Source organism: Streptomyces sp. NRRL WC-3618, assembly GCF_001280005.1.
GTDB lineage: Bacteria > Actinomycetota > Actinomycetes > Streptomycetales > Streptomycetaceae > Streptomyces.
The window spans coordinates 1-23,667 of the sequence record NZ_LGDW01000177.1 but is presented as its reverse complement, the minus strand read 5'-3'; the positions used below and the strand labels follow the sequence as shown (position 1 = coordinate 23,667).

Annotated in this window: 26 protein-coding genes; 9 read left to right on the top strand and 17 right to left on the bottom strand. The window is 71.1% G+C overall.

From position 1 onward, the window contains the following. From ADL01_RS18110 to ADL01_RS18095, 4 genes are all read right to left on the bottom strand, one after another. Positions 1 to 939, bottom strand: a complete 939-nt coding sequence (locus ADL01_RS18110; RefSeq protein WP_078960595.1) for a sulfite exporter TauE/SafE family protein — start codon at positions 937 to 939, stop codon at positions 1 to 3. After that, the gene (locus ADL01_RS18105) at positions 936 to 1,538 is read right to left on the bottom strand and encodes a rhodanese-like domain-containing protein (RefSeq protein ID WP_053743044.1); all 603 of its coding nucleotides are present in this window, start codon (positions 1,536 to 1,538) and stop codon (positions 936 to 938) included. Before ADL01_RS18105 ends, ADL01_RS18110 begins: the two co-directional genes overlap by 4 nt. Positions 1,539 to 1,742: 204 nt before the next feature. Beyond that, complete coding sequence (locus tag ADL01_RS18100; RefSeq protein WP_053743043.1) at positions 1,743 to 3,125, bottom strand: MBL fold metallo-hydrolase; 1,383 nt, start codon at positions 3,123 to 3,125, stop codon at positions 1,743 to 1,745. Positions 3,126 to 3,406: 281 nt separating this feature from the next. Further along, positions 3,407 to 4,543: a cobalt-precorrin-5B (C(1))-methyltransferase gene (locus tag ADL01_RS18095; protein WP_053743042.1), complete on the bottom strand. Its 1,137-nt coding sequence runs from the start codon at positions 4,541 to 4,543 to the stop codon at positions 3,407 to 3,409. Between the two features lie 18 nt (positions 4,544 to 4,561). Here ADL01_RS18095 and ADL01_RS18090 point away from each other — a divergent pair, with 18 nt between their 5' ends. Continuing rightward, a complete protein-coding gene (locus ADL01_RS18090; RefSeq protein ID WP_053743096.1) occupies positions 4,562 to 5,302 on the top strand; it encodes a cobalt-precorrin-6A reductase in 741 nt (246 codons plus the stop codon). A 188-nt stretch (positions 5,303 to 5,490) separates the two neighbouring features. Then, positions 5,491 to 6,567: a HoxN/HupN/NixA family nickel/cobalt transporter gene (locus tag ADL01_RS18085; RefSeq protein ID WP_053743041.1), complete on the top strand. Its 1,077-nt coding sequence runs from the start codon at positions 5,491 to 5,493 to the stop codon at positions 6,565 to 6,567. Positions 6,568 to 6,953: 386 nt separating this feature from the next. Here the strand turns inward: ADL01_RS18085 and ADL01_RS18080 are convergent, their stop codons facing one another. From ADL01_RS18080 to ADL01_RS18060, 5 genes are all read right to left on the bottom strand, one after another. Further along, positions 6,954 to 7,583 (bottom strand): precorrin-8X methylmutase, encoded by a 630-nt coding sequence (locus ADL01_RS18080; protein ID WP_053743040.1) that lies wholly within the window; start codon positions 7,581 to 7,583, stop codon positions 6,954 to 6,956. A gap of 81 nt (positions 7,584 to 7,664) precedes the next feature. Next, positions 7,665 to 8,102, bottom strand: a complete 438-nt coding sequence (locus ADL01_RS18075; protein ID WP_053743039.1) for a glutaredoxin domain-containing protein — start codon at positions 8,100 to 8,102, stop codon at positions 7,665 to 7,667. 157 nt (positions 8,103 to 8,259) lie between these two features. After that, positions 8,260 to 9,009 (bottom strand): D-Ala-D-Ala carboxypeptidase family metallohydrolase, encoded by a 750-nt coding sequence (locus ADL01_RS47515; RefSeq protein WP_053743038.1) that lies wholly within the window; start codon positions 9,007 to 9,009, stop codon positions 8,260 to 8,262. A 31-nt stretch (positions 9,010 to 9,040) separates the two neighbouring features. After that, the gene (locus ADL01_RS18065; protein WP_053743037.1) at positions 9,041 to 9,457 is read right to left on the bottom strand and encodes a hypothetical protein; all 417 of its coding nucleotides are present in this window, start codon (positions 9,455 to 9,457) and stop codon (positions 9,041 to 9,043) included. A 47-nt stretch (positions 9,458 to 9,504) separates the two neighbouring features. Further along, positions 9,505 to 10,854 (bottom strand): GH25 family lysozyme, encoded by a 1,350-nt coding sequence (locus ADL01_RS18060; RefSeq protein WP_078960594.1) that lies wholly within the window; start codon positions 10,852 to 10,854, stop codon positions 9,505 to 9,507. Positions 10,855 to 11,162: 308 nt separating this feature from the next. Between ADL01_RS18060 and ADL01_RS18055 the strand changes: the two genes are divergently transcribed. Next, a complete protein-coding gene (locus tag ADL01_RS18055; protein WP_053743036.1) occupies positions 11,163 to 12,185 on the top strand; it encodes an expansin EXLX1 family cellulose-binding protein in 1,023 nt (340 codons plus the stop codon). A 25-nt stretch (positions 12,186 to 12,210) separates the two neighbouring features. Here the strand turns inward: ADL01_RS18055 and ADL01_RS18050 are convergent, their stop codons facing one another. Further along, the gene (locus ADL01_RS18050) at positions 12,211 to 13,083 is read right to left on the bottom strand and encodes an LLM class flavin-dependent oxidoreductase (RefSeq protein WP_053743035.1); all 873 of its coding nucleotides are present in this window, start codon (positions 13,081 to 13,083) and stop codon (positions 12,211 to 12,213) included. Positions 13,084 to 13,326: 243 nt separating this feature from the next. On the opposite strand from ADL01_RS18050, the gene ADL01_RS18045 reads away from it, so the two are divergent. After that, positions 13,327 to 13,920: a hypothetical protein gene (locus ADL01_RS18045; RefSeq protein ID WP_053743034.1), complete on the top strand. Its 594-nt coding sequence runs from the start codon at positions 13,327 to 13,329 to the stop codon at positions 13,918 to 13,920. Positions 13,921 to 14,047: 127 nt separating this feature from the next. On the opposite strand, the gene ADL01_RS18040 is transcribed toward ADL01_RS18045, so the two are convergent. Next, on the bottom strand, positions 14,048 to 15,163 hold the full coding sequence (locus tag ADL01_RS18040) for a glycoside hydrolase family 5 protein (RefSeq protein ID WP_199834856.1): 1,116 nt from the start codon (positions 15,161 to 15,163) through the stop codon (positions 14,048 to 14,050). Between the two features lie 219 nt (positions 15,164 to 15,382). On the opposite strand from ADL01_RS18040, the gene ADL01_RS18035 reads away from it, so the two are divergent. The 4 genes from ADL01_RS18035 to ADL01_RS18020 all read left to right on the top strand — a co-directional run bounded on the left by ADL01_RS18035 (position 15,383) and on the right by ADL01_RS18020 (position 17,881). Further along, on the top strand, positions 15,383 to 16,429 hold the full coding sequence (locus tag ADL01_RS18035; RefSeq protein WP_053743033.1) for a LacI family DNA-binding transcriptional regulator: 1,047 nt from the start codon (positions 15,383 to 15,385) through the stop codon (positions 16,427 to 16,429). A 64-nt stretch (positions 16,430 to 16,493) separates the two neighbouring features. After that, positions 16,494 to 16,985: a DUF2975 domain-containing protein gene (locus ADL01_RS18030; RefSeq protein ID WP_053743032.1), complete on the top strand. Its 492-nt coding sequence runs from the start codon at positions 16,494 to 16,496 to the stop codon at positions 16,983 to 16,985. Next, the gene (locus ADL01_RS18025) at positions 16,985 to 17,206 is read left to right on the top strand and encodes a helix-turn-helix domain-containing protein (RefSeq protein WP_053743031.1); all 222 of its coding nucleotides are present in this window, start codon (positions 16,985 to 16,987) and stop codon (positions 17,204 to 17,206) included. The genes ADL01_RS18030 and ADL01_RS18025 overlap by 1 nt, the downstream gene beginning before the upstream one ends. Before the next feature lie 165 nt (positions 17,207 to 17,371). Next, entirely contained in the window at positions 17,372 to 17,881 is a 510-nt protein-coding gene (locus ADL01_RS18020) for a DUF6174 domain-containing protein (RefSeq protein WP_053743030.1), read from the top strand. On the opposite strand, the gene ADL01_RS18015 is transcribed toward ADL01_RS18020, so the two are convergent. From ADL01_RS18015 to ADL01_RS18005, 3 genes are all read right to left on the bottom strand, one after another. After that, complete coding sequence (locus tag ADL01_RS18015) at positions 17,878 to 18,345, bottom strand: hypothetical protein (protein ID WP_053743029.1); 468 nt, start codon at positions 18,343 to 18,345, stop codon at positions 17,878 to 17,880. The genes ADL01_RS18020 and ADL01_RS18015 overlap by 4 nt on opposite strands. 73 nt (positions 18,346 to 18,418) lie before the next feature. Beyond that, on the bottom strand, positions 18,419 to 19,516 hold the full coding sequence (locus ADL01_RS18010; RefSeq protein ID WP_053743028.1) for a magnesium and cobalt transport protein CorA: 1,098 nt from the start codon (positions 19,514 to 19,516) through the stop codon (positions 18,419 to 18,421). Positions 19,517 to 19,690: 174 nt separating this feature from the next. After that, positions 19,691 to 20,107, bottom strand: coding sequence for a hypothetical protein (locus ADL01_RS18005; protein ID WP_159049562.1), 417 nt, complete (start codon positions 20,105 to 20,107; stop codon positions 19,691 to 19,693). A gap of 281 nt (positions 20,108 to 20,388) precedes the next feature. Between ADL01_RS18005 and ADL01_RS18000 the strand changes: the two genes are divergently transcribed. Further along, positions 20,389 to 21,291 (top strand): DUF4231 domain-containing protein, encoded by a 903-nt coding sequence (locus ADL01_RS18000; protein ID WP_053743093.1) that lies wholly within the window; start codon positions 20,389 to 20,391, stop codon positions 21,289 to 21,291. Between the two features lie 15 nt (positions 21,292 to 21,306). Here ADL01_RS18000 and ADL01_RS17995 read toward each other — a convergent pair whose 3' ends face one another. The 3 genes from ADL01_RS17995 to ADL01_RS17985 form a co-directional block, all read right to left on the bottom strand. Continuing rightward, entirely contained in the window at positions 21,307 to 21,807 is a 501-nt protein-coding gene (locus ADL01_RS17995) for a hypothetical protein (RefSeq protein ID WP_053743092.1), read from the bottom strand. Positions 21,808 to 21,997: 190 nt separating this feature from the next. Continuing rightward, positions 21,998 to 22,441, bottom strand: a complete 444-nt coding sequence (locus ADL01_RS47795; protein WP_199834855.1) for a hypothetical protein — start codon at positions 22,439 to 22,441, stop codon at positions 21,998 to 22,000. Positions 22,442 to 22,529: 88 nt separating this feature from the next. Next, positions 22,530 to 23,567: a rod shape-determining protein gene (locus tag ADL01_RS17985; protein WP_053743025.1), complete on the bottom strand. Its 1,038-nt coding sequence runs from the start codon at positions 23,565 to 23,567 to the stop codon at positions 22,530 to 22,532. Between the last annotated feature and the right edge of the window lie 100 nt (positions 23,568 to 23,667).

The following is a 23,667-nucleotide window of genomic DNA, read 5'->3' as shown; positions in this document are numbered from 1 at the left end:
CTATATCGCCGCCTTGTGATCGCCTCTCCCCGCCGGGCGACGGGGACTGTGTGCCCGCCGTCGTGAGTCCCGGCCGGGCGTCGTCGCGGTGGCACGCCTGGCCTGCCGTATGCGCGCGGCCGTGACGCCGAGCACCATGGTGCCGAGCCCGGCCCAGGTGGCCGGGTGGGTCCAGACGCCGGTGTCGAGCTGCTGGGTGAGGACGAAGGCACCCATGACGACGACGAACCAGCCGAACGTCCTGCGCAGGGTGTCCTGCGGGATGCGGCCCGCGAAGCGGGCGCCGATGACGCTGCCCGCGACGGCCGCCGCCGTGACGCTCAGGGCGAGACTCCAGTCGATCCGCACGTCTGCGAGGTGTCCGGCCAGGCCTGCGAAGGAGTTCATCGCGATGACGAGGAGGGAGGTGCCGACTGCGCTGCTCATGGGCAGGCCGCCGAGGATCGCGAGCGCGGGCACGACGAGGAATCCGCCGCCCGAACCGACCAGGCCGGTGACGGCGCCGACGACCAGCCCCACGGCAGCGACGTGTTTCAGTGGGAGGTCCCGGTGCGGGGGCTGCGGGGACTGCGGCTCGCCGGGGCGGCGTGGCTTGCGGAGCATCGCGGCGGCCGTGGCGAGCATCATCGCGGCGAACGCGACCAGAAGCGCCGTGCCGGGGACGTACTCCGCGACCCGTCCTCCGCCGTAGGCGCCGACCATGCTGAACGCTCCGAAGAGGAGCCCGGTCCGCCAGCGCACCCGGTGGGCGCGGGCGTGCGGGATCAGCGCGGCCAGGCTGGTGACGCCGACGACGAACAGCGAGGTGGCGATGGCTTCCTTGGTGTCCTGTCCGGCCAGGTAGACCAGGATGGGCACGGTCAGGACCGAGCCGCCGCCGCCGAGGATGCCGAGATTGACACCGACGAGCAGGGACGCCGCGATCACAAGGGCGATCACGGCGTGCTCCGGAGCTCCGCGAGCACGGTGCGGACGTCGGTGCGCGGCCCACGGTTGTACGGGAGCCTGGACAGCAGGACGCCCATGGCGCACGAGTTGCTGAGCGCCGCGTAGGTCAGGCCGGCGCCGATCGCGGTGCCGATGAGGTGGGCGCCGGGCAGGAAGATCCCGGCCAGTCCGGTGACGAGGACGACCGAGCCGGCGACGAGCCGGACCTGGCGTTCCATGTCCCACCTCTCGGGGCCGCGGTTCGCAGGGGCTCCGGTCGCCTCCCAGGCGTTCATACCGCCGTCGAGGACACGGAGGTTCGACAGTCCGGCCTCGGCCAGGGCCTTCTCGGCCTGGGTGGCGCGGGCGCCGGAGCGGCAGACGAGCACGACCTCCTCGTCCAGGTGGGAGTCCAGGTGGGACAGGAGTTCGGCCCGGTGCTCGCGCAGGATGTCGAGGGGCACGTTGTGGGCGCCTGGGATGTGGGCCGTACGGAACTCGGCCGGCGTACGCACGTCCAGCAGACGTGGTCCGCGTCCTTCCCGGACGAGCTGGTGGAGGGCGGCGGGGGTGATCGACGAGGTCTGGGTCTGGGTGGACTTCTCGGCCATGGAGGGCTCCAATTTCAGGCCAGATTCTGGCCAGATGTAGGGAAGTGATACCCCGGGGGGTATTTATTGGCGCGTACGGGGCCCGGAACCCCGGGGCGGCTGGGTGGCCGCGGTTTCTCGGGCGTGGCTTCAGGCGTGGCGGGACCGGGGAGGTCAGGCGCCGGCGGGCTCGGTGGGCTCGGTGGGTTAGGCGGGTTCGGTGGGTTAGGCGGGTTCGGCGGACAGGGCCCAGGCGGCGTATCCGCCGAGGATGTCGGAGACGTCGGTGAAGCCGCGGTGGCGCAGCAGGCTCGCCGCGATCGACGACCGGTGGCCGCCGGCGCAGTGCAGCACGAGGGGCTGGTCGGCGGGGAGTTCGTCCGTGCGTGCGGGGAGTTCGCTCAGGGGGATGTGCAGCGCACCCTCGACGAAGCCCTTCGCGCCGCGCTCTGAGCAGGTGCGGACGTCGACGACGACGGGCGGGTGGGCGCCCGCGAGGGCGGTGCGCAGTTGCGCGGCGGTCACCCGGCTTGCGGGGGTGACCTCGTCGGCCAGCTCCCTGAGGGCGTCCTCGGGGTTGCGCAGATAGCCCACCGCGCGGTCGAAACCGATGCGGGCCAGCCGGGTGACGACCTCCTCCTCGCGGTTCTCCGGGGCCATGACGACCAGTTCGTCGGCCGGATCGAGGACGGTGCCGGCCTGCTCGGCGAAGCGTCCGTCGGCGGGGATGTTGACCGCGCCGCGCAGGTGGCCGTTCGCGAACTCCTGCGGGGAGCGGGCGTCGACCACGACGGCACCGCTCCGCCGCAGCTCGGCGAACTCGGCCGTCGACAACGGGCGCGGCGCGGTCGTCGCGTCGTACCGAAGGCGCTCCTTGCGGTTGAGTTCGGCGTCGTAGGCGAAGTAGCCGGGCGCGGCGGACTGGCCGGCCGTGACGAGTGCGACGAAGTCCTCGCGACTCATCGGCGCGCAGGCGTAGTTGGTGGCGCGCTGCTCGCCGATGGTGGACTGTCTCTCGGTGGAGAGGTTCTTGCCGCAGGCGGAGCCGGCCCCGTGGGCGGGGAAGACCCGCACCGCGTCGGGCAGGCTCATGAGCTTTCGCTGCACGCTGTCGTACAGCATCGCGCCGAGCTCATTCGCCGTCACGCCCACGGAGGCGAGCAGGTCGGGGCGGCCGACGTCGCCGATGAAGAGCGCGTCACCGGTCAGGACTCCGTACGGCACGGTGTCGCCGGCCCGCTCGTACACGAGGACGCTGATCGACTCGGGGGTGTGCCCCGGGGTCTCCATGATCTGGAGGGTGACGTCGCCGAGGCTGATGCGCTCGCCCTCCGCGAGCCCCCGGATGGGGTACTCGGTCTCGGCGCGGTGGCCGTAGGCGATCCAGGCGCCCGTGCTGTCGGCCAGCTCCAGGTGACCGGCGACGAAGTCGGCGTGGAAGTGGGTGTTGATGACGCCGACCACGGTGAAGCCGTGCGCGCGGGCGTCGGCCAGGTACTCGGAGACGTCGCGGCGCGGGTCGACGACCACGGCCTTGCCGGTCGTTTCGTCGGCGATCATGTACGACGCCTGGGAGAGGCAGTCGAGGTAGTACTGGCTGAAGAACACGGGCGGACCCTCCATCGGGAACGGGCACCCGGCCGGGTGCGGGGTCGGGGCAGGCGTATACCCCCCTGGGTATTTATGCTCCCGACCGTAGATGGGTCGCCCAGTAGAAGTCAATTACCCCCGGGGGTATGTGAGGTCACATGCGATTGCCCTGTGCGGGCGAGGCGTCAAAATACGGGTGGGGGTATATTGGTCTGCTGTTGCGGGACCGGAAGGTGTCGGGCGCCCTCACGGTCCGCTTCCGCCGCAGGCGGCCCGCGCCGCCCCTTTCGCTGCCCGCCCTAACGGACCGTGCTGCGTCCCACGACCGTGCCCGCCCGGTCCACGCAGATGACGTCCACGGCCACCGGAGCGCCCCGAAGTACGGCCAGCGCCTCGTCGCGGGCGGCCGTCGCCACCAGGTCGCCCAGCGGTACACCGGCCGCCTGGCACAGCTGGAGCGCGGCGAGCCCGGTGTTGGCGTCGGCGACACCGGCGGCCAGCGCCTCGTCCGCGCCGCCGCGCCGGGCCAGTTCGGCGAGGAAGCCCTTGTCCACCTGGGAGCGGCCCGAGTGCAGGTCGAGATGGCCGACGGCGAGCTTGGACAGCTTGGCGAAGCCGCCGCAGATCGTCAGCCGGTCCACGGGGTGGCGGCGGACGTACTTCAGCACGGCGCCCGCGAAGTCGCCCATGTCGAGCAGGGCGTCCAGGGGAAGCCCGTACTCGGCGACGACGGTCTTCTCCGACGTCGACCCGGTGCACCCGGCGACATGGGTACGGCCCGCCGCCCGTGCCACGTCCACACCCCGGCGGATCGAGTCGATCCACGCCGAGCACGAGTACGGGACCACGATCCCCGTCGTCCCCAGGATCGACAGCCCGCCGAGGATGCCGAGCCGGGGGTTCCAGGTGGAGCGGGCGATCTCCTCGCCGTGGTCGACGGAGACGGTGATCTCGACGTCGCCGGTGCCGCCGTGCAGCTCGGCGACCCGGGCGACGTGCTCGCGCATCATCCGGCGGGGGACCGGGTTGACGGCGGGTTCGCCGACCGGCAGGGGCAGGCCGGGGCGGGTGACCGTGCCGACGCCGGGACCCGCCCTGAAGACCACGCCGGACCCGGCGGGCAGTCTCCGTACCGTGGCCCGGACCAGTGCGCCGTGGGTGACGTCCGGGTCGTCGCCGGCGTCCTTCACGATGCCCGCCATCGCGTACCCGCCGGTCAGCTCCTCGGCCGCCAGCGCGAACGACGGCGTCTGCCCTTTCGGCAGAGTGATGGTCACGGGGTCGGGGAACTCACCGGACAGCAGGGCGGTGTACGCGGCGGTGGTGGCCGCGGTCGCGCAGGCGCCGGTGGTCCAGCCGGGCCGCAGGCCGGTGTGCTTGAGTTGGGCGCTGCGACCGCCCGCGGCCTCGGCGGCGCCCTGCGCTTCGCTGCTCATGAACGGATCCGGATCTCCATGCGCGTACTGATTCTGGGCGGAACGACGGAAGCCCGGCGTCTGGCCGAACTGCTGCACGGTACCCCTGGGCTGGCGGTGACGAGCTCGCTGGCCGGGCGGGTGGCCGGACCGAGGCTGCCCCCGGGGGCCGTGCGCGTCGGCGGTTTCGGCGGAGCCGAGGGGCTGGCCGCCTGGCTGCGCGAGCACGCTGTGGACGTACTCGTCGACGCCACGCACCCCTTCGCCCAGGCGATGAGTTTCCATGCGGCGCGGGCCGCCGCGACCGCCCACGTGCCCCTGCTCGCGCTGCGGCGCCCGGGCTGGGCCCCGGTCGAGGGCGACGTCTGGCACGAGGCCGGTTCGCTGGCGGTGGCCGCCGAACTGCTGCCCTCGCTCGGCCGACGGGTGTTCCTCACCACCGGCCGGATGGGACTGGGCGCCTTCGCGGCCCTGGACGACCTGTGGTTTCTCGTACGGTCCGTGGACGCGCCCGAGGGACCGGCTCCGGCCCGTATGGAGGTACTGCTCGACCGGGGGCCCTTCACGCTCGCGGGGGAGCGGGAGCTGCTGCTGCGCCACCGGGTCGACGTCGTCGTGACGAAGGACAGCGGAGGAGCGGCCACGGCACCGAAACTGACGGCGGCCCGCGAGGCGGGGGTGCCCGTGGTCGTGGTGCGCAGGCCGCCGGTGCCGGAAGGGGTGCCGGTGGTAGCCGGACCGGAGGAGGCCGTCGACTGGATCGGGGAGCAACTCCCGTAACCCCAGGGACTCCAGGGACCCCATGGGCCCCAGGGATGCCCGGGGCTCCACTTGCCCACTTTCCCCGATGCTGGCTGAATGCTGACCCCAGTTTTACTGCATGCGAATACTACCTGCAAACAACTTGCAGCAAGCTGAATGGCGTGGCTGAGAACAATCAATCGAGATGGCACCGCGTCCGTACGTCGATGACCCGCGAGGAGTGGGCGAGCCTCGGCGGGATGGCCGCGTTCATCCTGGCGCTGCACGTCATCGGCTGGTTCGTCCTCGTCGCGGTCGTCGCGCCCGAGCACTACAGCGTGGGCTCCAAGACCTTCGGCATCGGCATCGGCGTCACCGCCTACACCCTGGGTATGCGGCACGCCTTCGACGCCGACCATATCGCCGCCATCGACAACACCACCCGCAAGCTGATGAACGAGGGGCGACGGCCGCTGTCCGTCGGCTTCTGGTTCTCGCTCGGCCACTCCAGCATCGTCTTCGGGCTGACCTTCCTGCTCTCCCTGGGCGTGAAGGCGCTGGCGGGCCCGGTCCGCGACGGCGACTCCGCCCTGCACAGCATCACCGGGTGGATCGGTACGACCGTCTCCGGGACGTTTCTCTACCTCATCGCCGGTATCAACCTCGTGATCATGGCCGGGATCTGGAAGGTCTTCCGGCAGATGCGCTCCGGCCACTTCGACGAGGCCGCCCTGGAGGAGCAGCTGGACAAGCGGGGCTTCATGAACCGTCTCCTCGGGCGCCTGATGAAGTCGATCACCAAGCCGTGGCAGATGTACCCGCTGGGTCTCCTGTTCGGCCTCGGTTTCGACACGGCCACCGAGGTCGCCCTCCTCGTCCTGGCCGGCTCGGGAGCGGCCTCCGGGCTGCCCTGGTACGCGATCCTGTGCCTGCCGGTCCTGTTCGCCGCCGGCATGTCGCTGCTGGACACCATCGACGGCTCGTTCATGAACTTCGCCTACGGCTGGGCGTTCTCCAAGCCGGTCCGCAAGGTCTACTACAACCTCACCATCACCGGCCTGTCCGTCGCCGTCGCGCTCATCATCGGCACGGTCGAACTGCTGGGCCTGGTCGCCGAGAAGGCGGGGCTGCACGGCGTGTTCTGGGACTGGGTGTCCGGCCTCGACCTCAACATCATCGGCTACGTCATCGTCGCGCTGTTCTTCGCGACGTGGGCCGTGGCCCTGCTGGTGTGGAAGTTCGCCCGCATCGAAGAGAAGTGGACGGCGGGCCTCGCGGCCCCCGCCGAACAGGGCGCCGAATAGAACCGGCCACGACGCCACGACGCCACGCACGCACGCTCGCTCCTGCGGATGCGTGGTCGTCGCGGGGTTGGTGTTTCCGGCGCACGGCGCACGGCGCCCGGCTGCTCAGCGCGATGAGCGGCTCGGCGGCCTCGCCCGGCCCGCGCCCACCGAAGGGGGCGGGGGAACAGGACCGGCTGCGGCGCCCCGCACGCTGACTCCTGCGGACACATCGTCTCCGCGTCGCGTCGTCCCGGTCCGCGAGCTGCCGACGACCACGGCCGGTGCGCCCGTGGTAGTGGCCGGGTGAGGGTCGGCGACAACCACCCGCCGTCTCGGCAGGGTCAGTTGAGGGGCGTATCCGGGCCGGTTGCCCGAGCCGGACCGGGGCGCCGGCCCTAACTCCCCTACTCCTCTTCCTCGCTCGCGATCGCGTTGAGCGCGGCGGCGGCCATGGCGCTGCCCCCGCGGCGGCCGCGCACGACCAGGTACTCCAGGCCGTACGGGTTCGTGGCCAGCGCCTCCTTGGACTCCGCGGCGCCGACGAAGCCGACCGGTACGCCGATGACGGCCGCCGGACGGGGCGCCCCCGCCTCGAGCATCTCCAGGAGGCGGAAGAGGGCCGTGGGCGCGTTGCCGACCGCCACCACGGCGCCCTCCAGACGGTCCCGCCACAGCTCCAGCGCGGCGGCACTGCGCGTGGTGCCCAGCTTCTCCGCCAGTTCCGGCACGGAGGGGTCGGAGAGCGTGCAGAGCACCTCGTTGCCGGCGGGCAGCCGCCTGGGGGTCACGCCGCTGGCCACCATCCGTACGTCGGTGAAGATCGGCGCTCCGGCGCGCAAGGCCTCGCGGGCGTGGGTCACGACGGCGGGCGTGTAGGCCAGGTCCCGCACGAGGTCGACCATCCCGCAGGCGTGGATCATCCGCACCGCGACCTGGCTGACGTCGGCGGGCAGACCCGCGAGATCCGCCTCGGCGCGGATGGTGGCAAAGGACTGGCGGTAGATGGCCGCGCCGTCCTTCTCGTACTCGAACACCGTGCTCCTCCTGGTCGGGGGCAGCCGTGCGGCCGTCCGCGGCGGCGAGCATACCCACCGTCCCTCCGGCACGGAGTCCGCTCACGTGGACGGGGAGAGCTGTGCGCGCACCCATGCGGGATCGGGGTTGACGTGCGGCCGGCCCGCGACCACGACGGTCGGCACGGTCTCGTCGCCGTCGTTGGCCGCCCTCACCGCCGTCGCCCCGGCCGGGTCGCGCCAGATGTCGACCCAGTGCAGCTGGTGGGCGCTGCGGCCCAAGCGGATCCGCAGGCGCAGGCAGTACTGGCAGCCGGCCCGCCAGTAGACGATCGGGCGTCCGTCGACCGCGCTGCGGCGCTGTGCCTCCAGCGCACTGACCGACCGTGGGAACGCCAGCGGCGAGTTCAGCCCCGCGAGCAGGACGAACAGCAGCAGTAGGGGAACGGCGGCGCCGAAAGCCCCCCTGACCACCGATGCGGTCGCGATGAGCGAGCCGCTGACCAGGAGCAACGTCGGCAAGATCCATGCGCGCATCATGATGACGCAGGCTATGGGTTGGCCGATTCGCGTACTCGGGGGATTCGGCGGATTGACGGGCCGTAAGTCCCCGGTCCCCAGTCCCCAGTCCCGGGCCCGGGTCCTGGCACCGCTACGGCGGTACCGGGACCCGGGGCTTCGGGTCACCCGGGCGGCGTCAGATCGTGCCGCTCTCCCACCACCACTCCCTGCCGAGGTCGGCCCTGCTGTCGACGTGCTGGTGGTCGACGGTGTACTTCTCCAGCCCGGAGAAGCCGCAGGTCTCCGCCTTCTGGTAGACGGTTTTGGTGGCCACGCCGGGCACGTCGAGGTCGGCCGCGGTGCCGTACATGTGCTGGCTGTCGGTGGCGCCGCCGATCTCGGCGTTGTGGGCGATGCTGCGGAAACCGGAGTTGACGGTGATCGGCTTGTCGCCCAGCTTCTTGCGCAGCGCCTCCAGCTTGTACATGCAGCGGCGCGCGTTCTCCTTCGCCGTCGCCGCGCTCACCTTGCCGCCGTTGAAGTTGCCGCTCGACTGGTCCACGAACTCACTCCAGTTGAAGTGGAGCGTGGAACCGTCCGACTGCTCCAGCGCGTTGAGCTTCGCCTGCGTGTTGGGCCCGGCGCTGCCGTCGGCGGTGAGACCGTACGCGGCCTGGAACCGCTTCACAGCCGCGGCGGTGCCGGGACCGAAGTCCCCGTCGATGCCGACCCGGCTGTGGCTCGCGCTGTCCGCGGCCCAGCCCGCGACCCGGATCTGCAGCTCGGTCACGTCGGCGCCGCTGTCACCCTGGTTCATGGTGCGCGACCACGAATAGGCCTGTGCGGTGCCGGAGAACAGCAGCTGACCGAACGCCACGCCGGCGCCGGCGGCGAGTGAGCCACGCAGCATCGTGCGGCGGTCGATGGGCCGGAGGAAGGAAGTCATCGTCGTCCTGTCTTTCTGTTGTGGTCGGCCGTCAGTAGGAGATCTGGAACGTCACGTTCTGCGCGTCGGTGTCGTAGGCGTGCACGCGCAGGACGAAGCGGGTGCCGTCCCGGACGTCGGTGGCGACGGTCGCCCACTCGGTGCCGTGGGTGGAGTACGTGTCGTCGTTGTTGCACCTGGACGTGTGGTCGACGAACACCACACAGGCGTCCAGGAGCACCCGTGGATCGTTCGTCCTCAGCCGCATGTTGATGTCCCTGCACCGCGAGGACGTGGTGAAGGTGCCGTACTCCTTGACAGCCGCCTGGTAGCGGTACGTCAGGGTCTTCGCACCGTCGTTGCAGCTGACGGCGGCGGCCGAGGTCTGGGCGGCGGCGGGCGCGACGCCCGCTCCCAGCAGCGCGGCCGTGGTGAACAGGGCCGAGACGAACGCCTTGCTGCGGATCATGGTGGTCTCCGTTCGTGTGAGGGGTCCGGCGAGGAGGCGGGCCGGGGTCAGCGGTTGGCCAGCCGGTCCAGTTCCGCCTTGGTGCCGTTGAACACGTCGCCGGTCGCCGGAGCCTGGACGCCCGGGAAGATCGCGGCGTCGGTGTACTGCCACATCGCCCAGGTCGTCGAGCCGTTCGGCAGCGGCGGCTGGGTGATCGACTGGCGGTAGTCGGCGAGTTGGAGCGGATACCGGGCGAACGCGGTGGTCGAACCGAGGCAGGCGTCCAGGAACGACTTCTGCGTGTAGATGATCGGCGTACGGTCGAAGGCGGCCTCCACCCGGTCGAGCCAGACCTTGGCGTCGCCCACCGTGCCGAACGTGGGGCAGCGTCCGCTGCCGTCGTCCATGCGCTCCAGGTCGAACACCGGCGGCAGGTCGCCCGCCCGCTGCCCCGTGTAGCCCGTCGCCCGCACGGCGGCGATGAACCGGTCGGCCTGCGCCCCGCCCGTGTCCGCCGCCGTGCCCGTGTAGAAGTGGTACGGCGAGACGGCCAGCCCCGCCGCCCTGGCTCCCTGGAGGTCGGCGGTGAGGAAGGCGTCGGTGACGTTCAGACCCCGGGTGGCCTTGACCGTCGCGAACTCGACCCCCGACGCCCGTACGGCCTTCCAGTCGATCGGCGCGCCGCCGGGGTGCTGGTACTTGGCCGTGTCCAGGCCGTCGATCGGGTAGCCGGCGGGGCGCGGTGGCGTGCAGTACGCGTTACGGCTGGACCAGTCCACCAGCTTCGCCCAGGTGTTGGGGCCCACCGTGCCGTCGGCGCTGAGGTTGGCGCAGTGCTGGAGCTCGATGACCCGGGACTCCGTACCGCCGCCGAAGTCGCCGTCGATCGTCAGCGGCGGGTAGTGGAAGGGCTCCATGGCCAGGTTCAGCCGGCACTGCACCTCCTTGACCTCGTCGCTCTTCGCGCCCTTCTTCAGCGTCGGGCGCGCGTCGGTGTGGCCGCACAGGGTCGCCTGGGCCGTGCTCGACGTGCCCTGGGTCGCGCAGGTGTGCGGCTCGGCGGCCCAGGTGTTCAGCGCCGCCCAGGTCTGCGGGCCGAGCACACCGTCCACGCCGAGTCCGGCGCACCGCTGGAACTCCTTGACCCGGGTCTCCGTCGCCGGCCCGAACGTGCCGTCCGCCGCGATCGGCGTGTACCGGCTCGGTTTCGTCGCCAGATCGAGCTGGCACTGCGCCTCGATAACCGCCGGGTCCCCCGTCGATCCCTGCCGCAGTGTGGGCTGCGCGCTCGTGTGCCCGCAGACCGCGACCGCGGTGGCCGCGGCCGGTGCCGCCTGTGCCGCCATGGACCCGACCATGGGCAGGACCGCTGCCACGGCGAGGGTCAGACCCCGCAGAAGCGTCCTTCGTCCCATCTGGTGTTCTCCCTCAGGTGAGTGACCGGGAATCCCCGGCCGCTGCTCATGCTGGCAGCGGGCGTCCCGTGGCAGATTCCCTCGCGGCGGATTGGGATGCCGGGACGCTCATACGCCTGTGACCTGCGGGAACAGCTCCTTCTTGGGATGCGCACGGGACACGGATGCCGCCCGCCGCGCCGCGAACCGAGAAATTCGCGAAACTGCGGCAACCTTTCGGGGCGCCGCGGCGACTGGGGTCCGGAAGCTTCTCAACCGGAGCCTCGCACTGAACACACGCACTCCCGAACCAGGTAAGGACCTCTGCCGTGGCGTCCCGATCTCAGCGTCGTTCCCCGCGCCGTTCCCCGCGCCGATCTCCCCGTCGGCTGCGGGGCGCTCTCGTCTGCGCCGCCGCGGCCGCCGTCGCGCTGGTCATATCCCTGGTCGTGGCTTTCCGCCCCGACCACCAGGCCGCCGACGGACAGGAAGTGGCCGCGTCCGCCGCCGGTGTCCGGGCGAAGGCCCCGGCCACGACCCCGAATGCGACGCCGTCCCCGGCGAAGCCCTCGGCCGGCGGGTCCCCGTCCCCGACGGCCACCCCGACCCCTACGGCTTCGAAGAGCAAGCCGAAGCCCAAGCCCAAGGCCACGCCCAAGCCGACCCCCAAGCCCCCGGTCACGAGCGGCGGAGGCACCGCCACCGCCGCCGACCGGCCGGCCTCGGGTGCGGCGCCGTTGGGGGGACAGATCCAGCCCGGCACCACCTACAAGGGCGTCGCCACCTGGTACGACACCGACGGCAACGGCGCCTGCCTGTTCGGACCGAGCTCCGACGTCATGACCGCCGCGATGAACACCAGGGACTACGAGACGTCCAAGGCGTGCGGGGCGTACGTCCGGGTCCGCGCGGCGAACGGCGCCTCCGTCACGGTCCGGATCACCAACCTGTGCCCCGGGGCCTGCCGCCCCGGTCAACTCGACCTCAGCCCCCAGGCTTTCGCCAAGCTCGCCGCCCCCGTGACCGGCCAGATCCCGATCACGTGGACCCTGGTGAGCCCCGCCAAGGCCGACCCGATCTCGATCCGCTACAAGGACGGGTCCAGCAAGTACTGGTGCGCCATCCAGGTGATCGGTCACCGCAATCCGGTGGCGCGCCTCGAAGTCCGTACGGGCAGTGGCTGGGTCCGGCTGGCGCGCACCGGCTACAACTACTTCCTCTCCGAGAAGGGCACCGGCTGCGGTGGCCCGATCAGGATCAGCGACATCTACGGGGAGCGGGTGACCACCGACGCGCTTCCGGTACGAGCCATGGTCGTACAGCCCACCCGCGTCCAGTTCGCCGCACACTGACCGTCCGTCTGCGCGCGTGGGCCGCTCAGCGGCCCAACGCCCGCAGTACGGCCCCCAGTTGACGCAGGGGCTCGGCGCCGACGATCCGCAGGACGACGGTGTCGGCGCCGGCCGCCGACAGCGCGCCGATGTCCTCGGCGGCCTCCGGGGCGCTGCCGGACACGGTGAACACGTCCTCCTGCGGGCGGCCCAGCCAGCCGCCGTGGCCCTCGGTGTGCGGGTGCAGGGTCCGTGCGACCTCGCCGGGGTCGTCGCCCACGCAGGCGAAGGCCAGCACCGTCAGGGTGTGTTCGGGACCGGCGCCGCCCTTCGCGGTCAGCGCCCGGGTGTGCTCCAGGTCGCGCGGGCCGTGCCCTTCGGCGATCAGGGTGCCGTCCGCGACCCGGCCGGACAGCTCCAGCGAGCGGGCTCGCACCACCCCCGCGACCACGGGCGGCGGTTCGGTGGGCGGGTGCACCAACTGGACGCCGTCCAGGCGCACTTCACGCCCCTCCAGCTCGACCCGCTCCCCGCGCAGCAGGGCACGTACGGAGGTGATCGTCTCCTCCAGCAGGGCCAGCGGTGAACGGGGCGCGACGCCGACCGAGGTCATCCACTCTCGCACCCCATGACCTATCCCGGCCACCAGCCGGCCCGGGAACACCCGGGCCAGCGTGGCGAGTTCCATCGCGAGCAGCGCCGGGCTGCGCAACGGAGCCGGTGTGATCCCGATGCCCACCCGCAGCCGCTCCGTCGCGCCCAGCGCCACGGCGGCCGCCGACACGCCGCCGTTCCAGCCGAGGTCCTCGACCACCCACAGATCGTCCACGCCGAGTGCCTCGGCCTGCCGCGCGAAGCCGGGCAGCCCTTCCGGGGCCCAGTCGCGGTCGTACATCACGCCGATCCGTAGGTTCGTCATGGCCTCGAACCTACGTGAGCCCGGCTGTGCTGGGGCGGGGTGGGGCGGGGCGGGGCAGCAGCGGGCCGCGTTCTCGATGGGACGAGAGTGGCCATTCAAGCCGATCTGCGACTGCATGTCGCCATGAATGTGAAGGATTCGTGACGGACTCGTGTGTGTGCCGGATGCTGATTCGGGCTCCGGCCCGGGGCCCCGCACCACCGACCGGCACACTCATTCGTCGCGCCTGCCAGAAGGAGCACCATGAGGAAGTTCCTGCGCCAGGGCATCGTCGGCCTCTCCGCCGCCGCCTCGCTCGCCCTGCTGCCGACAGCCGTCACCCCCGCCCAGGCTGCCCCGTCCGCCACCCCCGCCCAGGCTGCCCCGTCCGCCACCCCTGCCCAGGCTGCACCCTCCGCCATCGCGTCAGGGATGACCTGGACCGTACTCGCCGGGGGAGCCGCGAACGGCACCGTCAGGGTGGGGGCGGACTCCGCGACCGATCCGTACAACGGCGACACCCCGGCCACCGCCACGCTGCCGCTGCTGTGCCTGCGAGTCACCGGCAGCGCCGTACCCAGCGGGATCACCCCGGACTTCTACGCGGGCTGGGCTCGCGGCACCGTCGCCGCCACGCCCCCGGTCCAGGGCAAAGCGCTGACCAGCCTCTCCGTCGCGAACAACCTCTGCGTCCAGTACTACGGAACCGGCTGGCGCGTGGCCGAGTTCCATGACGGCCGCTACGGCAGCAACCTGGAGTCGAGCGGCGGCTGGTCGTTCTGGGCCCACGGCTACGTCCCTGGGAACACGCGCTTCTGGGCGACCATCAACGACCAGCCCGCGAACCCCTGGAACTGAGTCACGAGCCAGGCAGTCACACTCCCGGGTGACCGGGGGTGTGACTGCCTGGCTCTCGGCGCGGAAGACCGCCGCGTCAGGACCTCAGGACCTGCTGAACGTCAGCCGTGCACCTCAGCCGTGAACCTCAGCCCTTGACCGGCTTGCCCCGGCCCCAGCCCCAGGCGAGACGGTCGGCGCCGGACTGGTTGGTGGTGGCCAGCCAGGGGCGGTCGGTGGTGCCCGTCAGGGTCTGGATCGAGTACATGTCGTCGGTGCGCAGGCCGGGCCAGTACACAGAGCCCATCCGCAGCTCGCGGAAGGTGTCGGTGACGGCCTGCATGTAGTTGATGAAGTTGTTGTCGGGGGTCTTCTTGTTGTAGTCGAGGCCCGTGGTCATGAAGGCCCCGAACTCGTCCGCGACGGTCCGGTTGGCGCACTTGCCGATGCGCACCTTCAGGTCGGCCACCCACTGGTCGTAGGTCGCGTAGTCCTTCCAGAAGCCGTAGTGGTGCAGCGACAGGTAGGTGCCCCTCAGGCGCGGGTCGGCGCAGACGGACGTGACGTGGTCGTTGTAGCCGGCGCCGCTGACGAACACCTGCTTGCGCGGCACGGACTTGTAGGTCGCGAGCCACTTCGCCGCGATGTCGGCCCACTGGGTGTCGGTGTAGCCGTGGGGCTCGTTCATCGGCTCGAAGTAGACGTGGCTGTCCTTGTTGTAGGCCTTGACGACCCTGTTCCACATGGGCCAGTAGGTGGCCGTGTCGTCGATGAAGCCGTCCTTCTGGGCGCCGGTGCCCTCCCAGTAGGAGACGATCACCTTGAAGCCCTTGTCGGACGCCGCGTCGATGACCCCGCGGTACGACTTCCAGTAGGAGCCGTTGACCGTGTACGGGTTGATCGGCAGCCGCACGGTGTTGGCGCCGAGGTTCGCGCGGAACGCCGAGATGATCCGGCTCGCCTTGTTGTAGGTCTGGCGGTAGCTGTCGTGGGTCGACAGGCCGGACAGCTGAAGCAGGTCGTCGGCGAAGTTGTCGCGCGGGTCGGCCCAGTTGACACCCTTGAACTGGGTCGTGTCCTTGCCCGGCGCGCCGTGGGCGAAGGCCGGGGCCGGGGCCGGGGCAGGGGTGGAGGCGGATGCGGGACTGGCGGCTACCGCCGTACCGCTGGTCGCGGCGATCGCGAGCGCCACGAGGGCGGCGCGCAGCCGGTGAGAGGGGCGATCGCCGCCGAGGACGTTGCGCATCAACTTGCCCTTTCGCATGCCGGACAGAGTCCGAGGGGAGCGCGATGTTTACGTAAACATCGCAGCGCCGGAATCGTGGCACCCGCCTCGGGGATCGTCAAGGTTTCCGACAGGTAACACGTCCGCCGGATGCCGGCCACGCCCGTGCGCCACGCCGGTACGCCACACCTCGCGCCGGCCTGGCCGAAAGCCAACGCCCCATGTTTGAGGGCTATTTGACGCCCGTAGACTCGCACGGTGACAAAGGTGACACGGGACGACGTCGCCAGGCTCGCCGGAACTTCCAGCGCGGTTGTCAGTTACGTCGTCAACAACGGCCCCCGTCCGGTTTCCGCGGAGAAACGCAGACGCGTTCTCGAAGCCGTCAGAGAACTCGGATACCGGCCCGACCGGGTGGCCCAGGCCATGGCCAGCCGTCGTACGGACCTGCTGGGGCTGATCGTTCCGGACGCCCGGCAGCCGTATTTCGGAGAAATCACCCACGCGTTGGAACGTGCCGCCGCCGATCGCGGAAAAATGGTGCTCGTCGGCAACTCCGATTACCAGGAGAAGCGCGAACTCTGTTACCTGCACGCCTTTTTGGGGATGCGAGTGTCGGCGCTGATCCTGGTCGGACTGGGGCTCGGCGACCGTATCGCCGCCGAGCTCGACACGATGGACACCCGGGTCGTGCTGATGCATGAACGGTCCGCGTCCCTACGGAAGTTCGCCGTCGTCACGGACGACGTCGAGGGTGCCCGGCTCGCCACCCGGCACCTCCTTGGGCACGGTCACACCGCCGTGGCCTGCGTCGGCGGGCCGGAGTCGGGTTCCCTGGCCGGCGGTCCCGTCGCCGACCATGTCGAGGGCTGGCGCAAGGCGATGGCGGACGCCGGCCGCCCCACGGAGGGGCTCCTGCTGCGCGCCCCCTACAACCGGTACGACACCTACGAGGCAGCCCTGCGCCTGCTCGCCGCCCCCGCCCGGCCGACCGCCGTGTTCTGCTCGACCGACGACCAGGCCATCGGCCTGCTGCGGGCGGCCCGTGAACTGGGCGTCGACGTACCGGGCGACCTCGCGGTGGTGGGCTTCGACGACGTCAAGGAGGCGGCGATGACCGACCCGCCGCTGACGACAGTCGCCTCCGACCGCGAGGCGATGGCCCGTACGGCCGTGGACATCGCCCTCGACCCGCAACCGGCCGCGATGACACCGGGCGGCGCGGACCGCGCCAGGCGCTTCCCGTCCCGCCTGGTCGTCAGGGCGTCGTGCGGGTGTCCGACGCCGTCCCCACCCCTTGCGTAACCTATCGAGTCTCGATAGATTCCCATCGCGATTCGATGGGGTGATGGGGAAAGGCGGGTGGGTCATGGGAAAGCTGACCGTGCGTGCGCTGAGCGCCCTGCTCGTGGTGGTGTTCGTCGGCACCGTGCTCGTGCAGGCGTTGATGCTGTGGACGCTGGTCAGCGGGAACGACCCGGAGGACGGGTCGCTGCCCCTGACCGCGCTGCGCGTGATCACGATCCTGGGCATGGCGTCGGCGCAGATCGCCGTGGTCTGCGTGGGGCGGCTGGTGACGATGGTGCGACGCGGAACCGTGTTCTCCCACGCCGCCTTCCGGTACGTGGACGGTGTGATCGGCGCGATCGTGGCGGCCGCCCTCCTGTGGTTCACGGTCACGGCCCTCAACGCGCCGGGCCAGCGGGAGGACCCGGGCGTCACCGTCATCATGGGCGGGGTCGGCCTGGCCATCCTGGGTGTCGCGCTCATCGTGCTCGTACTGCGGATGCTGCTCGCCCAGGCGGTCGCGCGCGACGTCGAAGCGGCCCAGATGCAAGCCGAGTTGGCCGAGGTGATCTGATGGCGATCGCCGTCGACATCGACGTGATGCTGGCCCGGCGGAAGATGTCCGTGGGTGAGCTCGCGGAGCGCGTGGGGATCACTCCCGCCAACCTGGCGGTACTCAAGAACGGCCGCGCCAAGGCGGTGCGCTTCGCGACGCTCGCCGCGCTCTGCGAGGTGCTCGAATGCCAGCCGGGCGACCTGCTGCGCTGGGAGGCCGAGGACGCCGCGGGCGAATGACGTGCCCTCCCGAGATCATTGGAGTGCGCTTCCGGCTCCGGCGGGTGAACGTTTTCCGACGCAGCCGCGTCGTACCGGGTGGGGCGTGTCCGGCGGACACGCCCCACGCGCATCAGCCGGTACTCGTTCACTCATTCACTCGTTCGCTTGTTCAGGGGGATCACCATGGCTTCGGTCCGATTGCTGTCGTCCGTCGTGCTGGCCGGGGGGCTGATGTGCGCGGCTGCCGGCTGTGCGGATTCCGGGTCCTCGGGACAGGGCTCGTCGACGCCCTCGCCCACCCCCTCGTCCTCGTTCTCGTCGTTCGGGGAGTCCTGGAAGGAACCCGCCTCGTACGTCTACACGTTGACGTCGAGCGAGGGGGAGCGCAGCCTGCTCGGCACGTTCCGCGTGACGGTCCGGGACGGCAAGGTGGCCAAGGCCGTCGGGCTCGACGAGAGCGCGCGGGGCGCCGTGGAGCGCGCGCCCGAGGACGTGCCCACCATCAAGGGGCTGCTGGGCGAACTGGCCCGGGCGCGCGAGGAGGGCGCGGACACGGCGGAGGCGGAGTACGCGCCCGACGGGCACCCCGTACGGATCACCCTGGACCCGGAGAAGAACACGGTCGACGACGAGGAGTCGTACGTCATCAGCGGCTACAAGCCGCAGCCGGAGCCTACGGGAAACAGGGCCTAGCTCTGGGCGCTGTGGTCGTTCAGATCCTCGAACGAGCCGCCGACCTTCTGGCGCAGCGACTCCTGGAGCTTCGGGGGCGCGGTGATGACCCACTTGTTGCCGACCAGGTACCTGCCGCCGTAGACGGCCGCGCTGTCCAGCCAGATGCGCTTGTACCTCTCCTGAGGGAACGTCGTGATCAGGTAGTCGCCGTCGGCGGTGTGGCAGACACCCTCGCGCAGCTCCTCCGCGTCGGTGCGGATCGTCACCTCGCAGCCCGTCAGCTTGGCGATCACCTCGACCTTGGCCGGCGCGACCACGGCGGCCACCGGAGCGGGCGGCATGGACTCCGACGCCTTCTTCCCGGTGTCCGGGCGCGTGTCCGACGTACAGGCCGTGGCCAGGGGGAGGGCGACGGCCGTCAGGAGCGCGGCGAGGGCGACGCCCCTGCGGGAGGACGATCGCTGGGGGTGCTGCTGGGACACGGAGCTGCTCCAGGTCGGGCGGTACGGCGGACGTACGACTCGCCAGAAGGTACGGACGGGCAAGGGGTCACGTTCACAGCCAGCCGTTGCGCTTGAAACCGCGGTGGACGAAGAAGCAGGCGGCGCCGATGACGGACAGGACGAGCGGGTAGCCGTAGCGCCAGTGCAGTTCGGGCATGTGCTGGAAATTCATGCCGTAGATCCCGCAGACCATCGTCGGTACGGCGACGATCGCGGCCCACGCCGTGATCTTCCGCATGTCCTCGTTCTGGCCGACGGTGACCTGCGCGAGGTGGGCCTGGAGGATCGAGTCGAGCAGGGCGTCGAAGGCGTGGATCTGCTCGGTCGCCCGGATCAGATGGTCGGATACGTCCCGGAAGTAGGCCTGTATCGACGGCTCGACGGCGGGCATCGGCTCGGTGGCCAGCTGCTGGAGGGGACGGCCGAGCGGCACCACCGCCCGCTTCAGCTCAAGGAGTTCGCGCTTGAGCTGGTAGATACGGCCGGCGTCGGCGGTGCGCGGGCTCTGCGGGGAGAAGACGTCCGACTCCACCTGGTCCAGGTCGTCCTGGAAGGAGTCCGTGACGTTCAGGTAGTCGTCGACGACGTGGTCGGCGATGGCGTGCAGCACCGCGGCCGGACCCTTGCGGAGCTGCTCCGGGTCCCCCTCCAGGTCCTCGCGCAGGGGCCCCAGGGAGCCGTGCCGGCCGTGCCGGACGGTGACGACGAAGTCGGGGCCGGCGAAGACCATGATCTCGCCGGTGGTGACGACCTCGCTGGTCGCGGTGAGCTCCTCGTGCTCGACGTAGCAGACCGTCTTGAACACGGCGAACAGGACATCGCCGTACCGCTCCACCTTGGGCCGCTGATGGGCCTGGACGGCGTCCTCGACGGCGAGCGGGTGCAGCCCGAACAGTGCGGCGACGCGGGCGAACTCCGTCTCGGAGGGTTCGTGCAGCCCGAGCCAGACGAAGCCCCGGTCGTGCTTGCGCACGCGGGCGACGGCCTCCTCGATGGTGGGGGCGGTGGGCCGGCGCACACCCTCGCGGTAGATGACGCAGTTGACGACGGTCGTGCCGAGCGGCGAGCGGGCGGGATGACTGAGATCCACCCGCCGCCGCCCACGCCGAGCAAGGCGGGCCACTTTACGCAGGCTGCCGACCATCGACATGCGGTTCTCTCCTTCTCCGGGTCCGGCCAGTGTGCCAGGCGGGGGCAAGGGGACGGTTCGGGGAGGTTCCGGTGGGATCTCGCACCGGCCGTCCCTGCCCATACCCGGGGCCGCGCCGCTCATACCCCGCTACGGCCCTTGTCCGAGCTCATGGACCGGCCGGTCCCAATTGATCTACTGACGCAGGTAATCCAGAAACGTTGCGGCATCGACGCCCGGCGCGTGGTCGCGCAGGAGCGCGGCGAGTCGTTCGTGATACGCGGGCGGCCAGATCTCGTAGTCGTCCTCGTCGTCGGAACGATTGGCTCTCTCCACGACGTAGGCCTCGGTGAAGCAGGTCAGCAGGGTGACGAAGTCGGCCGGCGTGGGCGCAACCCAGTACGGCTTCCATGAGCCCGCACCGTGGATCGCGATGCCGACACGGGTACCCGCAGTCGCCGTGTCCGCAATGAACGGATCTGCCGAGTGGTCCGCGATGACCACCCACTCGTCCGGCCACTCGTCCAGACGGTGCCCATCGTGGCCATGCCGGCGGTGGCAGGACTGGTAGTGCGTCAGATCCCTGCCCGGGGTGTCGAGGGGGCCGGCCACCCTGTACAGGCTCCACATCTCCGCTGACAGGGGCAGATCCCGAGCTACCAGCTGAAGATCGGCAACCGAACATGGTCCGAACGCTGCGTCGACAGCCGCCCTCTGGGGCATTTCGCTCAACATCATGACCGCCGAACCGAGCGAGTCTTCGGACGGCGGCCCCCAGTTGCGTGCCGAGCCCCGGGAATCGGTTGCTCCGCGCGGACCTTGCGCGCGGGGCTGGTGCCGTGCGTGCGCCGGTCGGATACTGGCTGGACCGGGGGTGGGCCATGTCGGGTGTGATGCCGGGACCCAGTACGACGGTGAGTGAGCGGGATCTGCCACGGTTGTTCCATGACAGCGACCGGTCGGCGCTGGCCCGGCAGGGGGAGTCGTTTCGCGCTGTCCGTACCCAGCTCGTCACCCTGCTGTTCGCCACCGGGGCCGCCATGTTCGCCGAACGCCTCGACAGCCATGTCCTGGCCGCACTGGCCGCCCTGCTGTACGCGCTCACCATCGGTATCGGCCTGCGCATCGCCCGCCGCCGCGCCCGCGCCCACTGGCGGGCGCACCGGGATGTCGCCGAGTTGCTCAAGTCGCTGGCCTGGCAGTACATGGTGCACGGTGGGCCCTTCCACTCCGGCGTTGTGGATCCCGACGGGCTGTTCGGGGAGCGGCTCGAAGGGCGGCTCGCGGAACTGAGGAAGGTGGGGTGGGTCGACCCCCGCGACGGGGTCCGGGGCCGTGGGGCGGCGCAGATCACCCCCGCCATGCGCGCCGTACGTGCCAAGCCCTTCGAGGCGCGGCGGGACATCTATCTCCGCGACCGGCTCCTCGAACAGTTCGTCTGGCATCGCAACAAGGCGGCGCAGACCCATCGGGCCTCCGTCCAGTGGTCCTCCGTCACCGCCGTGCTGACCCTGCTCGCGCTGCTCGCCGCCGTGCTCAGGGCCGTCGGGCTGATCGGCGGCTGGGACTTCACCGGGCTGTTCAGTGCCGCCGCCGCGGCCGGTGTGGCCTGGCAGGAGGTGCGGCGGCACCGGCCGCTGGCGTACGCGTACGCCCTGGTGAAGCAGGACCTCGAGATGCTGCGGGTCACGATGTCCACGACGGTGACCGAGTCGGGCTGGGCGCAGGCGGTGAAGGACGCCGAACGGCTGGTCTCGCCGCAGTACACCGACTGGGTCGTCCGGTTCGGGAGCTGAGGCGGTGTCCCCAAGTCACGTGCGCAGTACCCCCGGCCGCCACAGCACCGTCACCGGAACCCCCGTGCGCCGGGCGTACGCCACGATGTCCCCGGTGCCGCCGAGCCCCCGCGCGGGCTGCCCGTCCCACACCGCCACCAGCCGGTCCGCGTGGTCGACGATCCAGCGGCCCGCCGCGAAGTAGGCCTCCTCGGGTGTCGCCTCGACGGGCAGGTTCACGCGGGTGCAGGAGCCGAGGAGGCGTCGGTACGCGGCCCGGGTGTCCGCGTCGCCGAGGTGGGCCTCGTAGTCCATACCGGGGATCACCGCCGTGACGGGGATGCCGAGGTCCAGGGCGAGGTCGGCGAACAACTGGTCGGCCCCGGCCGCGAGGCTGCTCAGCGCCTCCAGTTCCTCGTCGCGCCGTAACTGCCGCCGGATGCCCGTGCGTACGGACGGCAGGACGGCGGCGGGGATCGAGCGGTGCCCGGTCACGCCGACGCGCGTGCGGACGCGCGACCCGAGGCGCGTGCCCATGCCGGTGTCCCTGCCCGTGCCGACGCGTGTGCCCTCGCGCGTGTCGATGTCCGTCACTGGATGCCCTCCGCCGTCCACGGTCCGTGACCTCCCTACAGGGTGCCGTCTCCGAGCGGTGCCTGCCAGATCGCCGTCGTGCCCGGGCCTGCGCCCGTTGTGGCGCCCCGGCTGTCGCCATCGTCGTAGACCGTCAGGCGTACGGCGTCGCGGCCGTCCGGCAGGGCCGTCGTCGCGTCGACGGTGATCTCGACGCGGGTGACACCGGGGCGGCGTACGGCGTCGGCGAGCGTGCGGCGCAGGGCGATGAGGAGCTGGGCGGCGACGGGGGAGGGGACCCGGTGTTCGACGGCGCCGGTGAAGCGGGCTTCTCGGCGAGGTACAGCCGCCCGAACTCCTCCTCGGTGCCCGCCTCTTCTGCTCGCCCTTTCTTCGAAACGAGGATCGGTACGCCGATGACGGGGATGCCCGCGCGTTCGGCGCGCCCCAGATCGGCCTTGCGGATCTCCACAAGGCCGTCCTGTCCGGGGTCGGTCATCCCGAGTCCCGCGTACCGGGCGCCGGTCAACTCGGCCGCGCCGTCCACGATGTGCTGGAGGGTGGTGCGCAGTTCGAGATCGGTACCGATGCCGAGCACGGCCTTGAGACGGGGCGGCAGTGGGGGAAGGGGCGGAGGCGTCTCCTCCGGCACAGGACGGGGGGCGGGCCCGGTCGGGTGGCCGGCCTCAGGTGGCCAGCGGATCCAGCACCATCGGCTCGATCTTGCCCTCGAGCATGTACCCGAGGCCCTGCACCGCGCACACGTCCGGCCGCTCGGCGATGTGCACCGGCATGCCCGTGGCTTCCCGCAGCATCTGGTCGAACCCGGGGAGCAGCGCGCTGCCGCCGACCATCATGATGCCGCGGTCGGCGAGGTCGGCCACCAGGTCGGGCGGGCAGTCCCGCAGCACCTTGCCGATCCCGTCGAGTACGGCGGTCAGCGGCGTCTGGATGGCGTCGCGCACGGCGGCGGTGTCGACCTGGACGGAGCGGGCGAGGCCGGTGGCGACGTCCCGTCCGTGGATCTCGGTGGACGACGGGCCGTGCGCGGTGAGCCCGTTGCCGGAGAGGGCGAGCTGCAGCGGTCGTACGGACTGGCTGGGCAGCATCAGCTCGTGCTGGTGGCGCAGGTGCTGCACGATCGCGTGGTCGACGGCCTCGCCCCCGACCGGGATCCGCTCGGCGGTCACGATCGAGCCGAGGGAGAGAACGGCGAGCTGGGTGGCGGCGGCGCCGCACACCATGACCATGGTCGCCTCGGGCCGTTCGACGGGCAGTCCGCAGCCCACGGCGGCGGCGACGAGCGTGTCGACAAGCTCGACGCGCCGCGCACCGAGCCCGACGAGCGTCTCGATGGCCGCGCGCTGCGCGAGCGGGTCGGCGTCGTGCGGGTAGCAGGCGGCGGCCCGCAGGAAGGGTTTGCGGCGCAGCGTCCGGCGCACCTTGTCGCCGATCAGGGCCCGCAGCATGCGCTGCGCCATCTCGATGTCGACGACGGTCCCTCCGGACACGGGCCGCACGACCCGGATGTAGTGGGGCGTACGTCCCGTCATCTTCTCGGCGAACTCCCCGACCGCGATCAGCGCACCGGTCCTGGTGTTGACGGCGGCGACGGACGGCTGGTCGACGACGATCCCGGCACCCTTGACGTAGACGCGGGTCCGCGCGGCCCCGAGGTCGACGGCGAAATGGCAGCGGCGCATCTGTTCCAGACTGACGGTCATGGCAGATCCTCCCGAGAGCGCAGACCGTACGGGCCGCGCCGGTCGGCGGGCCTCCACTGGCATCGTGCGGGGAGTGGGGGAGGGGGCGCCTGTTGTGGGG